At 39.4% G+C, this 13,657-nt stretch carries 11 protein-coding genes and 1 tRNA gene; 8 read left to right on the top strand and 4 right to left on the bottom strand.

Annotated elements, in window-relative coordinates:
• Positions 1-126: 126 nt before the first annotated feature.
• The 5 genes from H5114_RS15200 to nagB all read left to right on the top strand — a co-directional run bounded on the left by H5114_RS15200 (position 127) and on the right by nagB (position 6,185).
• Positions 127-834, top strand: coding sequence for a transcriptional regulator NanR (locus tag H5114_RS15200; protein ID WP_182698404.1), 708 nt, complete (start codon positions 127-129; stop codon positions 832-834).
• 194 nt (positions 835-1,028) lie between these two features.
• On the top strand, positions 1,029-3,719 hold the full coding sequence (locus H5114_RS15195) for a sodium:solute symporter (protein ID WP_182723368.1): 2,691 nt from the start codon (positions 1,029-1,031) through the stop codon (positions 3,717-3,719).
• A gap of 31 nt (positions 3,720-3,750) precedes the next feature.
• Positions 3,751-4,470, top strand: coding sequence for an N-acetylmannosamine-6-phosphate 2-epimerase (locus tag H5114_RS15190; RefSeq protein ID WP_182698406.1), 720 nt, complete (start codon positions 3,751-3,753; stop codon positions 4,468-4,470).
• Complete coding sequence (locus H5114_RS15185) at positions 4,467-5,351, top strand: ROK family protein (RefSeq protein ID WP_182723367.1); 885 nt, start codon at positions 4,467-4,469, stop codon at positions 5,349-5,351. Before H5114_RS15190 ends, H5114_RS15185 begins: the two co-directional genes overlap by 4 nt.
• Before the next feature lie 33 nt (positions 5,352-5,384).
• A complete protein-coding gene (nagB, locus tag H5114_RS15180; protein ID WP_182723366.1) occupies positions 5,385-6,185 on the top strand; it encodes a glucosamine-6-phosphate deaminase in 801 nt (266 codons plus the stop codon).
• A gap of 457 nt (positions 6,186-6,642) precedes the next feature.
• Here nagB and H5114_RS15175 read toward each other — a convergent pair whose 3' ends face one another.
• Both H5114_RS15175 and nagA read right to left on the bottom strand, forming a co-directional pair.
• Complete coding sequence (locus tag H5114_RS15175) at positions 6,643-7,560, bottom strand: dihydrodipicolinate synthase family protein (protein WP_182698409.1); 918 nt, start codon at positions 7,558-7,560, stop codon at positions 6,643-6,645.
• Positions 7,561-7,577: 17 nt separating this feature from the next.
• Positions 7,578-8,714: an N-acetylglucosamine-6-phosphate deacetylase gene (gene nagA, locus H5114_RS15170; RefSeq protein WP_182723365.1), complete on the bottom strand. Its 1,137-nt coding sequence runs from the start codon at positions 8,712-8,714 to the stop codon at positions 7,578-7,580.
• 468 nt (positions 8,715-9,182) lie between these two features.
• Between nagA and H5114_RS15165 the strand changes: the two genes are divergently transcribed.
• The gene (locus H5114_RS15165; protein ID WP_182723364.1) at positions 9,183-10,154 is read left to right on the top strand and encodes a DUF4862 family protein; all 972 of its coding nucleotides are present in this window, start codon (positions 9,183-9,185) and stop codon (positions 10,152-10,154) included.
• A gap of 327 nt (positions 10,155-10,481) precedes the next feature.
• Here the strand turns inward: H5114_RS15165 and H5114_RS15160 are convergent.
• Positions 10,482-10,566, bottom strand: a tRNA-Leu gene (locus H5114_RS15160).
• A gap of 349 nt (positions 10,567-10,915) precedes the next feature.
• On the opposite strand from H5114_RS15160, the gene H5114_RS15155 reads away from it, so the two are divergent.
• A complete protein-coding gene (locus H5114_RS15155) occupies positions 10,916-11,047 on the top strand; it encodes a DUF3149 domain-containing protein (protein ID WP_011635995.1) in 132 nt (43 codons plus the stop codon).
• A 173-nt stretch (positions 11,048-11,220) separates the two neighbouring features.
• On the opposite strand, the gene H5114_RS15150 is transcribed toward H5114_RS15155, so the two are convergent.
• A complete protein-coding gene (locus tag H5114_RS15150; RefSeq protein ID WP_124017285.1) occupies positions 11,221-11,832 on the bottom strand; it encodes a superinfection exclusion B family protein in 612 nt (203 codons plus the stop codon).
• Positions 11,833-12,061: 229 nt separating this feature from the next.
• Between H5114_RS15150 and H5114_RS15145 the strand changes: the two genes are divergently transcribed.
• The gene (locus H5114_RS15145; RefSeq protein ID WP_182723363.1) at positions 12,062-13,642 is read left to right on the top strand and encodes an ATP-binding protein; all 1,581 of its coding nucleotides are present in this window, start codon (positions 12,062-12,064) and stop codon (positions 13,640-13,642) included.
• Positions 13,643-13,657: the final 15 nt, after the last annotated feature.

Genomic DNA, 13,657 nt, shown 5'->3' with positions numbered 1-13,657 from the left:
CAAACTAAACTGCATCTTTGTGATTAAAAATTAATCACAAAGATAATTTCATATACATTCTTTAACACATTGGTACAATAGCCAGATAGGTGATACATAATCGCTCGCGTACTAAAGGAATTCCCAATGCCAATTACGATTAAACGTCCTGTTGAACGAAAAAAACTATCAGAAACAGTTGAAGAAGAATTGGAAATGATGATACGTCAAGGTGAAATAGCCGAAGGAGATGCGCTTCCCTCTGAGAGAGAGCTCATGGCTGCGTTTGGTGTTGGTAGGCCTTCTATTCGTGATGCGCTATCTGCGCTAGCCCGCAAAGGCTTGGTTAAAATTAGTAGCGGTGAAAGAACCCGCGTCACTAGACCTTCTCCAGATGCCATTATTTCTGAATTGTCAGGCATGTCGAAAGACTTTTTATCACAGCCAAACGGTTTACAGTACTTTGATCAATTAAGAAGTTTTTTTGAATCAAGCTTAGTACGTCATGCTGCTGAATTTGCAACAAGTGAGCAAATTCAGGAGTTAGAAAAGGCGGTTGAGCTAAACGGCAAAGCGATAAATAATGAAAACCAATTTAAAAAGACCGATATTTACTTTCACCGAGTCATCGCGTCAATTCCCGGTAACCCTATTTTTTTAGCTATACATCAAGCCCTTGTCGATTGGGTAATAGATGCACGTCCTGCAAAAACTAATGTGCAAGAACTCAACGCTAGAAGCCACCAAGATCACGTTGAAATTTTAGCCTGCATTAAAAATCGTGATGTGGAAGGTGCGGATAAAAAGCTGACACAACATATACAATATGTATTCGACAAATATTACGCTGAGTAATAGAGCGTCATAACTAAAACAGCACAACTGAGAAAAGCTATCGATAGATAGCTTTTTTGCTAACTGCAGCGCAATAACATCACTTCAATAGCGGTTCGCTAAAAATTCTCAAATCGAATGGTATATTTTCATAGCATTAGCCTAAAACAGGTGGTATAACAGGTATACAGTAAAACAACACTATTTGAGTACATATGATTAACAAGATATTAAAGTCAGCGTTTACTTTGATGTTGATGATGCCGTTGCTAACCCATGCTCAAACATCAATCCAGTGGCAGGAATTAAACACGACTTCAATAGACAAAGTTAACATTAATCACGGTGCGTTTATCGACCATCAAGGTACTGGTCTAGTGATATCATCAGGTATAGTAGATTTAACTGCTAAACCATATCTCTTTATCGCAGAGCAGGTAACAGACAGCAGCGTTGAATCAGAAGCAATATATCTCGTTGATGGTAGTAATGTTATTGTGACGAACTTGTCGGCAGAACAAGGTAATAGATCTTTTGCCGCGGCAACCAGTTTCCTTGGTGCCACCCTTGTAACCGGGGGTATAGCCAAACAAAAAACGACAAATTTAGTCAATCTCATTATATGGCGCCCTGAATCGAAAACACTTTATAGCTATCCACTGCCAGTATTACCTAGCACAGCAAAATCCCCATCAGCAGTCGTCATTAACAATATCCTCTATGTGTTAACCGGTTCAGATGCGAACAACCAATTCTTTGCTTTGGATCTCAATGGGCTGATAAACGCAGAAGGGAAATTATCTTATAGTAAACGTGCTCTTGACCATTTTATCGATAGTAACTCATGGCAGCGCTTACCTTCATTGCCTTTAGCCAATCAAAATATGCCTTACCAAAATGGGATTAAATTGGCAGTTCAAAATGATGGTACTGGAGCCAAAATATTTGCCATAGGTGGTTATCAACTTGCACATGACAAGCTCAATCCAGCTGAATATCTCAACTCACAAGAAAAGGTTTTCGCTTTAACTAGACATTGGAAATTTGATCCCAATACTAAAAACGCTGAAAATCAGTGGCAAAATCTTGGCGATATCTCTGTTGCCAAGCAAAAACTTAATCAACGAATTAATAGCCTAAGTTCTATTGGTCAATCACATATCTTAGCGTTTACCGATCAAGGCAATACCTTATCATTTAATGCCATTACTAATAGTTGGACACATTACTTAACCAACAATATCGATAAAACCCAGGTTATCAATGGCGCTAAAACGACTGAATATATTAGTGAAAATGTCACAACATCTGACGGGGTCATCTACTCATTAAATCGCAGCAATAATAATCCTAGCGCATTACGACTATGGCAAGCATCACTCAAACAGCCGGAAAAGAATTTTGGTTTAGTTAATATGACCGTTTTAGTGGTGTATTTAATTTGTGTGGTATTGCTCGGACTGTTTTTTGTCTTCAAAAACAGAAATACCGATGATTATTTCCGTGGGGGTCAATCTATCCCTTGGTGGGCAGCAGCCTGCTCAATATATGCCACTATGTTAAGCTCATTAACTTACGTCGCACTGCCTGCTGTCGTTTACCAAAGTAACTGGGTATTACTTATTGGCATATGGATGATTGTTGCTGTTGCGCCTCTGGCTATTTATGTTGCTATGCCCTTTTTTCGCCAAATTGACGCCACTAGCGCTTACGAATATCTATCAAAACGTTTCAATATGAGTGTAAGGCTATTTGCTAGTGGCTTATTTACCCTATTTCATGTGGGTCGAATGGGTATAGTTATGGCATTAACAGCATTATCCCTCTCGGCAGTAACGCCACTATCAGCTAGTGACAGTGTGTTGATTATGGGCGTCTTATGTTTGATTTATTGCACCATGGGTGGCATTGAAGCTGTCATTTGGACTGACACCTTACAAACCGTTGTGTTAATTCTTGGTGCGATAGCCTGCTTTATCATCATAGTTACAGGTTTAGATGGCGGCTTAACTGACTTTATAAACATTGGCTTACGTGATGATAAATTTACTATGGTCAATGCTGATTTCAGTTTAGATAGCATAACAACACTGTCTATATGGGTGATTGTTATTGGTGGTATTGGCCAAAATTTATCGAGCTACACTGCCGATCAAGCCGTAGTACAACGCTATATGGTGACAAAAAATCCGAGTGATGCCAGAAAATCAATTTGGGCAAATGCAATAATTGCAGCCCCAGGAGCATTATTATTCTTCTGTATTGGTACCGCGCTATACGCCTTTTATCAAACACATCCAGAAAAATTAGACCCTACCATCCAGATTGATCAAATATTTCCCACCTTTATTGCGAATGAACTGCCAATTGGTGTTGCGGGTCTGATTGTTGCGGGAATTTTTGCGGCCGCCCAATCAACAGTATCGACCAGTATGAACTCTATCGCGACGACGTTAGTAACTGATTTCATAAGGCCTTTTAATTTAGTGAAAACTGAAAAAGGTTATATGAGTGCTGCGCGCTGGCTAACTTTTATCATGGGCATACTCGGCACACTTGCTGGACTGATCTTTATCGATCCAGAAATCCGCTCACTTATGGAAGCTTATTTTAAAGTGATCGGCATGTTTATGGGCGCATTGGGTGGTCTATTTGTATTAGGCGCCTTAACCAAAAAAGCCAACTCGTTTGGCGCGATAACAGGTATTTTAGCCGGTGTATCCACCATGATATCTGCATGGCAATTTGGCTGGGCCGACGGTTACCTATATGCAACCATAGGCATAATGTCATGTTTAGTCGTTGGCTATATTGCCAGTTTATTAACACAAACGTCCAAGACAACGAACAAAGACTTGACTGGGCTAACCTTATATACCATGCATCCAACCCCTATTAAATCGTGATTAATATTCAAATAGCCTTTAGGAAATAAGTATGACAATAGTAAATAAAATTTTAGAAAAACAACTATTAACTTTATTAAAACAGTCGTTAATTGTCTCTTGCCAACCGGTTGATCACGGCCCTATGGATAAGGTTGAGCATGTTGTTGCTATGGCGTTGGCCGCCGTAGATGGCGGCGCAAAAGGGTTAAGAATCGAAGGCGTCGAAAATGTTAAAGCTGTAGCCAAGGCAACCAGCACACCGATCGTTGGCATTATTAAAAGGGATTTAATAGATAGTCCAGTTCGCATTACCCCGTTTATTGAAGATGTAAAAGCCTTGGCACAAGCCGGAGCCAGTATTATCGCGTTTGACGGTACACAAAGACAAAGACCAGTACCAATGTTAGCGCTACTTGAAGCTATTCATAATGCAGGCTGTATTGCCATGGCAGATTGCGCAGACTATGAAACTGGCCTCATGCTGGCACAACATGGCTGCACTTTTATTGGCAGTACCATGTCTGGTTATACCGATTTGAATCCCCCGCCCCATGATCCCGATTATGCACTCGTCGCTCATTGGGTTAGCCAAGGGTTAAATGTTATCGCAGAAGGTCGCTATCACTCTCCAGAAAGAGCAGCTAAAGCGATTAAACTAGGCGCCTTTTCTGTCACTGTCGGCTCGGCAATCACCCGCGTAGAACATATTACCAAATGGTTCGCTACTAGCATCACAGAGGCGTTGCCTTCAATGGAAACAGCAATATGATCATCGCAATCGATATTGGTGGTACAAAAATATCTGCCGCACTGATGAATAATAATGAAATCATTGAATCAAAAAAGACTGATTCGATTATTCATCACGATCTCGATAATTTAGCGAGTTATGTGGTTCATTTATGCCAAGACTGGATTGAAAAAGCACATATAGTCGCCGTAGCCTGCACCGGACAAGTTGGTAAACATCAAGTTAACTTTCTGTCAGCCAAACAAGCCCTACCCTTACAGCAGCAGCTCAAGGCAGGATTTGGGCTGCCCGTAGTCATTTTAAATGATGCTGCAGCGGCTGCATGGGCAGAATATTGTTTAGGTCCCAAAAGACAAGACAGCACCTTAGTTTATATTACGGTGTCGACCGGAATTGGCGGCGGCATTATCCAAAATGGTCAGTTGGTCACTGCTAGTGATGGTTTTTGTGCACATATCGGTCATATGTCAGTTAATTGCCCCACGGCTCTTAGTGTTCAATGCCATTGTGGCCGAATCAATTGCGTCGAAGCTATTTCATCGGGCACATCAATCGCCAGGCAAGCATCAACAATTTTAAAGACTGCTGTTAGCTGCAAAAACGTGTTCGAACAGCATCTGTCTCACCCAGAAATAACCACGCTACTGGACCAATGTGCTGATGCGCTCGTTGATTTAATTGCGAATATTAAGGCTCTTACAGGTACGACTGTGGTTGTCTTAGGAGGAAGCGTCGGGGGTGCATCAGCTTTTAAAGAAAGAGTGGCAGCTAAAATAGCCAAGTTACCGATGATATATCAGGTTAGCTTGGTCTCGCCTATAACAGGAGAGCATGCGGATCTTATCGGCGCAGCCATGTATGCTCAAACGATAAATGGCTTCAATGATGGTACTCAATAGCCGCGACTGAAATGCTATTTTATTGGAACAAACATGCAAATTATTATTTTAGATAATCCCGACCAAGTTGCAACTCATGCTGAACAATGGGTTACAGAAGTTATTAAACAAAAATCAACTCCAGTTTTAGGTCTAGCCACAGGCACTACCCCTATTCAACTTTATAAACGGCTAGTACAACGCCATCAAACAGCAAAGTTAAGCTTTGCTAATGTCACGACATTTAACCTTGATGAGTACCATAATATTGCCGCAGATAATGCACAAAGCTACCGCAAGTTTATGAAAGATAATTTATTTGATCATATAGACATAGACCAAAATAAAACATTTTTACCTATCTGTCAGCAAGATCAAAACCCACGTATTCAAGGCCTTGCTTACGAGAAAAAAATTCGCAATGCGGGTGGAATTGATTTGCAAATATTAGGCATAGGCGCAAACGGACATATCGGCTTTAATGAACCGACCTCGAGCTTAGCATCTCGCACAAGAATTAAAACCTTAACCAAGCAAACGTTACAAGATAACAGCCGCTTATTTGATAAAGATGAATACCAACCTACGATGGCGATGACAATGGGCATTGCCACCATTCTTGACGCTCGTTATGTGTTACTGATGGCGACAGGAACAAATAAAGCAGCAGCAGTAAAGCAAATGATCATGGGACCTGTAACCGCTATGTGTCCCGCATCCGCTTTACAAATGCATGAAAATGCGATCATTCTGCTAGACAAAGAGGCTGCATGTGAATTAAGCGATCAAGAGTATTTTATTTGGGCAAACCAAGAACACCAAAAAATTAATCAAGCCTATGGACTATTCATCTAGATAACTTATTTATAGTTCACTCATAGTTCATTAATATTTAGTCGACTAAATATTAATGAACTTGGCTATACAGGCACATGTTTTCATAGCAAAGCACATCTAATCTCTCATCACATACCAAATAAATACCAAGCTCTCCACTAATTGCCAGTCGGAATCTATAGATCGCTCAATTGGACCTGCAAGGTAATATTAAGCAAACCCTGTTCGCCATGATGAACTGTCTACAGAGCACATCACTGAACAGTAATTATTACCGCCCAGATTTACCTACCCGACTATCTTGCATAAAAAAACCACCAATAATATATTGATGGTTAGATATGGCGCACTAACAACAACTTCACTTTAAAAACACTACAATATAAAAATCTTCGCGTTCAAACTTTTTATATATTCCTAAAACCTCATGCTAAATAATTAATATTATCTTCTAATACCAAAAAGATAATTATTATTAGTTATTTTTGTCATGCGGCATGTGTTCCATAAAGCCAGCCGCTGTCATTTTAGCAACAACATCCTCTTTCTCTTGGTTAGAAAGCGCACTAATTGGCAAGCGAGGATCACCAACATCGATACCATGTAACAACATAGCAGCTTTACCGGCAGCAACTCCCCCGTATTGTACCAGTGGACGAATGAGAGCAATAACCTTATCCATGAGGGCAGCGACAGCCAGCTGATCACCCTTGTTAAAAGCAGCAATAATATCCAAATAGAGTGGCGCAGCATAATTATAGGTACTTCCTACTGCACCTATCGCGCCAACAGCAAGGCCACCTGGGAGAAACTCATCAATCCCAAATGGAATATCAAATTTACCATCACACACTCGTACACATCGTTGATACTCATAAAGATCAACATGATTAAACTTAATACCAGCCAAGTTCGGAATCACCTTATCAGCTTTGATAAGAAACTGTTCCATATCAAACATCACCCCAGACATACCTGAATGGTAATAATAAAATGCTTTTGTCGGTGCTGCTGCTGCAATAGTGGCACAGTAATCAACAAGGCTATCAAGAGAACTCGGTTTGAAAAAACAAGGCGCAATAATCGAAGTGCCAAAAATATCGAGGGTTTCAGCATGTCTTGTTAATTCAAGTGTATCTACAATGGATAAGGCACCAGTATGAACTGTAATACTGAGCTTTCCTTGTGATGCCAAAACCCAACGCTCAACAATCGCTTTACGTTCAGCAACAGAACAGTTAAGGCCTTCACCTGTTGTGCCACAAATATAAACACCTTTCACGCCTTGACGAATAAGAAGTTCAGCAATGCGATCGATGACAGGAAGATTAACTTCACCGTTGCTATCAAATGGCGTATGAGGGGCGGAAATTAATCCAGTCAGTTTTTGCATTATAAATCTCCATAAATTTAAAATATTTTTTTGCCGCCAATCCAGGTGTGGCTAACGTGCAAGGCAGAGTTATTACCGCATTCAAGCACGGTAAAATCTGCATTAGCACCTATGGCAAATTGCTGTATGTTGTCATTTATTCCAAGAAAATTAGCAGGGTATATACTCGCCATTCTTAGCGCCTCCTCAAGAGGTATATCAAGCATCACTTGAGCATTATTGACTGCCGTGATCATATCTAATGCTGAACCCGCTAATTGACCTGTTTGGCTCATCAACTTATCACCTTCAAGCACAATTTTATGACCATCGAACTCAAACGCCTTTTGGCTACTGCCAATGGTTGACATGGCATCAGTGACTAACATCATTTTGCCAGAGCATTTAAGCCTATTTGCCAACTTTGCCGTTGCCGGATGAACATGATGACCATCAAGTATCAGCCCACACCAACTGTATTTATCAAGCAATGCTGCACCGACCATATTCGGCTCACGAGATGTCAATGGTGACATCGCATTAAATAAATGAGTAAAACCAACTGCCCCTGCAGCTAGTGCTGCTTGGGTTAATTCAAAACTGGCATTAGAGTGGCCTAAGCACACTTTTACATTGTGCTGAGTTAATCGCTGTATTTGCTCACTTGTCACACGCTCAGGTGCCAAGGTGACCACTTTTATTCCTAAATCATCGCGACAATAAATCGCTAATTCCTGCTCACTTAGGGGCCTAATATGCTGGCTGCTATGTATGCCTTTCTTGGGCTCACTGATATGCGGTCCCTCAAAATGTACACCTATAACACCATGGATCTCTTGCTTGATTGCTAGTGCGATAGTATTAGCGGCAGCACTTATAGTTTCAAGATTACTAGTGATCAGCGTCGGTAATAATCCTGTGGTCCCATACTTGCTATGTGCCTCAACCATTGCTTTAAGCGTTGATAAACTCGTGTCATGGTTAAATAAAAAACCTCCTCCACCGTTGACCTGTACATCAATAAAACCCGGAGTTAGTAAGCCTGAAACCTTAATAACCTTGGCGTTATTAACCACATCAAAAGCGATAATCTTGCCATTTTCAAAACTTATCGGTTGGTTATTAGTGATGTTTTTTCCATCAAATACTTGTTCGGCAATTACAGTTGTTATCATGACTTCTCGACTTTACGTTGCTTCATACAAAGTGTTTTGCGAACTCAACAAGGCTTTTAAAAAGTAGCCCTACTATTGGCAGAATAAATCACAGGTACACCATCAACCTGTTATACCAATATACCTTTTGATTTATTTTTGTCAAAATAAAAAATCTATCAGCAACTAAGGCGCATGATGAAGCTGTTTTAAAAGCAGTAAGTTGAGCAACAGTTAAATGTCTAAAATCCTTCCCTTACCAGTTACTTGATTAGAAAAATATATTTTTTAAAAATCTTACGTAAACATTGCTGTTAGATGTTCATAGAGATACTTCTGCTTTGGCCATGAACGATTTTCATTCGATATTAATGAGATATTTACCATCCAACTCATCAGAAAAATCCAAAAGCTGGATTGCATTACACTACTTCAAGTGGTGTAATAGGTATACCTACAGCGTAATCTGCTTATTAAGGCTAATATTTAATGGAATATATTATTGGTGCGTATGCCGCAGCACCTTCGACCCAGCAATGGGATCAAGAATTAGAAGCGAGTTACTACCAGGGGCTAAAATTACAAAGTAATATCATTGGCTTAGAACACCCCTTTGTGGGAAAGCTGCATCCTTATGATGATGAATGGTTTCTTAAGAATATTGATGAGAATTGGCAATTCATTTTTACATCAATTCCAGGGGTGATGAGGCAGATTGCTAAAAACCCGCATTTTGGCATAGCCTCCACCAATGAAACAGGTAGACAAGCTGCACTGGCTTTTTACCAACAAGCACAGCAAGCTATATTTAAATTAAACAATCACTTAAAAAGAGAGGCTGTAAGCTTTTTAAAAATACATACAGCACCAAAGATAACTGAAAACACACAATCATCTATTCAAGCTTTGCAAACATCGCTTGAAGCCATGCAATCATGGAACTGGTACGGCGCAAAACTCGTCATTGAACATTGCGATGCACATATCGCAGGGCAAGAAGCTGAAAAGGGCTTCATGCTATTACAAGATGAAATGACGGCGATTACGCACGTTAACAGTAAACTGAATAGTGATATTGGTATCAGTATCAATTGGGGGCGTTCAGCTATTGAAACACGTAATACCGATGGCCCCTTGCAACATACTAAACAAGCTTATCTCAGCGGCTTGTTAAAAGGGATCATCTTTTCTGGTACCTCAGATATAGACGGCCCTTATGGGCAATGGAAGGACACTCACATGCCTCCAGCACAAGCCGTATACATTCCCAGCTTTGCAGAAAACTCTTTATTAACGATGGAGCAAATAGAAAAAACCATGCAACAGTGTGATTACAAGCAACTGAAGTTTATTGGTGGAAAAATTTCATTAAGCCCAAATGAGGCAAATGTTGACCAACGAATTTCTTATTTAAAAAGCCTAACAACATTGCTCGATCACGTACTCGAAATAAAATCATGAGCAATCTATCAATCATTTTGGCCAGCCAAATATAATCTATATGAGATATGCCATATGTATTTCTGATTAAAAATTTACTTTAATGGTTTGTATAGTGCATTTTACCCATTCTAGCGCTTAGTATTTGAGTGCATTGCGCAACATAGTGACAAGTAAATGTTTAACTCAGTTTATACCGGAAATGGTGTATAAATAGATAACATGTCAATTTACCGACTAAAGAATGCAATGGCTTGCTAACGTATTAAAGTGATGAACTTATCACTGTCACCTTAAATTATAAGCATAAAAAAAGCCCCGTTCGATTAAGAACAGGGCTTTAAATAATGGTACCTGAGGTCGGACTCGAACCGACACGCCGCGAAGCAGGGGATTTTGAATCCCCCATGTATACCAATTTCATCACTCAGGCAAAGACTTGTAAACTATATTTAGCTTTGCAAAAAAATCTGCGATGAGCAAATATCTTTGCAAAACTAACCACTCAATTAATCAACTTATGTTGTCACAATTGAGTGTTGGCGATTATACCTTTGCATTTAATAATCGCAAGTACTTTACCTATTATTTCTATAAAAAACACTCAATTGCTCAAAAGTCATTCATAGTGCCAAATAACAATGGCTGATGGTTTTTGTGAGCTAATTAGCAGTTTCACACAAATATAACATTATCACTGCTGAAGATTGATCAAGATCAGTATCACGACAGAGTTTTGACTTTATGATGATCATGATTTCACATTCCAGAGGATAAATATCATGGCATTTTGGTTAGATTTAATGTTTGGTAACGCAATAGGATTACTATCGATGACTGTAATCTTTTGTACCTTTGGAATAATGTCTTATCTAATGTGGATGTTTATTGTGAAGTCTGCACCTACTAAGTGAGTCTCTAACTAGGCTAAGTATTTTACTGCTTATTATTTCATGATCAATATGGATTCTTCCTTGCGAATCATACATTGGCGATAAAACACATGGAGTGTTTTTATGTCAAGTTGGGGGCTATATGGCCCCCATTTTTTTATTTATACCAATCAAATACTGCACAAAATATTAAATTAAGCGGCATGCTTGCGTGATTGAACCAAGCCATTAATAAAATGTGGACGTGTTTTGATTAGATAGGTCATTTCCTCAGCACTCGGCTCACCTGCTGGTAAACGTAATACATCGCGATTTAAATAATTTCGCGCCGGCATCGATATCTTGTATTCTGCCGTTGGTCCTTGAATCGCATAGTGGCGCTCATTTCCAAGCATCTCAAGTATACTGCTATGAACTAGATTTTTAACTGCTAGCTCATTTTGCGGCAGGGTTAAAATAGTCTGTCCCTGTAAAAAGAATTCGCGTAACAAGGCTCGTTCTGCCGGATCGAGTAGCTTCACTTTTGCTTCGATGGTTTCTACTGTGCGTTTTTGGCGAAAAAAAACAATAGACTCATCAACCACAAAGGCAAAAATTTGACTTAAAAAATACGCGACTCCCATTATTAATCCTAAGCCAATAAACTGACCATATTGATTGACTAGGTGATCTAACGATAAAAACGCCAGTAAATCTTTAGGCGCAAACAGTAAACTAGTACATGTTACAACAACCCATGTCATAGCACTTACGAATAAACGTTTGCTATTAAACAACTTTATTGAACCTACTTTTATTTTCATCATAGCTTACCCGCAGTGTCAGATTTTTGATCATACTGACTTAAAGCAAAATATATGCCATAAAAAACATCACTAACATTATCTTTATTTACACCATTTCAATTCCATATTAGGACATTCAAGCTATGCTTGAATAAAATTCAGAAAGTTGGAATTAACACTAGCGCAACAAGCTGTAAGCTCGTATTTTATATGTCACTCATCATTGGTAATTAATCACATTGAAGAAAATATGCTGATATTCATACGACAATTGCTCCAGAGCCCTATTGCCCGAAAGTTAACACTGTCTATCGTGGTGTTTAGCTCTTTGATTACGATTGTGACGACAGCTTATCAGCTCATAAGTGACTATCAGGAGGATGTGAATAGAATTGATCGCGTATTTTCAAGTATAGAAGCGGTAAATTTAGAAGTATTAGCATCCAGTGTTTGGGTAATAGACGAAGACTTAATTAACACTCAACTCTATGGTTTAAGCCAATTACCTGACATTAAATATATTTCTATCCGTGATGACAGTAATCAAGAATGGCATTTTGGTGAGTATCAGAAAACGGCCGTTATCGAAAAGCAATTTCCGTTGATTTATACCAACAATGAAAATATTCCTGTTGGGACCCTTACTGTACAAGCCGATCTCAATGCCATTTATGATCGTCTGTATAATAAAACAATACTGATTTTACTGTCCAACGCGATCAAAACCTTCTTCGTTGCAGGTTTTATTTTGTTTTTGGTCTGGTTCAATGTCACCAAACATCTGCGCCAATTAAGCCAATATTGTGATGAAATTAGCTTAGACAACCCCTTTACGCCCTTAAATTTTAACCGTAAGCCACAACGTGATGAGTTCAGTTTAGTCGCCGAAGCCGTCAATACAATGCAACAACAAATTCGAGGGTCTTATCAAGATCTGCAGCAATCAAAAGTCGATTTAATGCATGCCGTTGAAGATCGAGATCGCTTACTATTATTAGAGCGTAGTTATAAAGATGAACTTGCTCGCCAAGTAAAAGAGCAAACCAGAGAACTTGAACAATCACTGCAAATGTTAAAACGAACACAACAAGTGCTGATAGAAAAAGAGAAAATGGCCGCATTAGGAGGATTAGTTTCCGGCGTCGCCCATGAAATTAATACCCCGATAGGTATTTGTCTAACGGCTGCAAGTTCACAATTGGCTTATGTAGAAGATCTGATCGAGCTTATCCATAGCGATCATGCCACATTAGAACAAATCAATGGGATTTTAGAGCAATACCAAAAAAGCAGTCAGTTAATTGTGAGTAATATCACTCGTGCCAGTTATTTAATCCAGCAGTTTAAATCTATTGCGGCAGAACAAAGCCAAGAAAAATACACTCTATTTAATCTTAATCACCAATTACGCGATATTACCGACTCAACCTTAATGATATTTTCGCCGCAAAAGGTTGAGATAACAGTCAATATTGATGAGCAATTGCAGGTTTACACTAATTCCAGCCTACTCTCCCAAGCTATTAATAACGTGATATCAAATGCATTTTTACATGCATTTAAAGATACCTCACAAGCGAAGATCTGCATTAATGTAATAACTAAACCTGACACTATTGATATCGAAATTCAAAATAATGGTGCGCTTATTCCAAGTGATATTGCAGAGCATATATTTGAACCCTTCTTTACCACCGCTCGCCACAAAGGTGGCGTCGGCTTAGGGCTCGCAGCTGCATTTAATGCAATTACGCAAATAAAAGGTAGCATTCGCTATGTTGCTATGTCACCCCTTGGAGGACCTATGTTCGTGATAAGCGTGCCGCGATAACATCAGTAAAGCAGC

This window comes from Shewanella sp. SR43-8, assembly GCF_014163775.1.
Taxonomy (GTDB): Bacteria; Pseudomonadota; Gammaproteobacteria; order Enterobacterales; family Shewanellaceae; genus Shewanella; species Shewanella vesiculosa.
The sequence above is the reverse complement of the archived record's forward strand: the minus strand, read 5'-3'. Positions and strand labels throughout refer to the sequence as shown.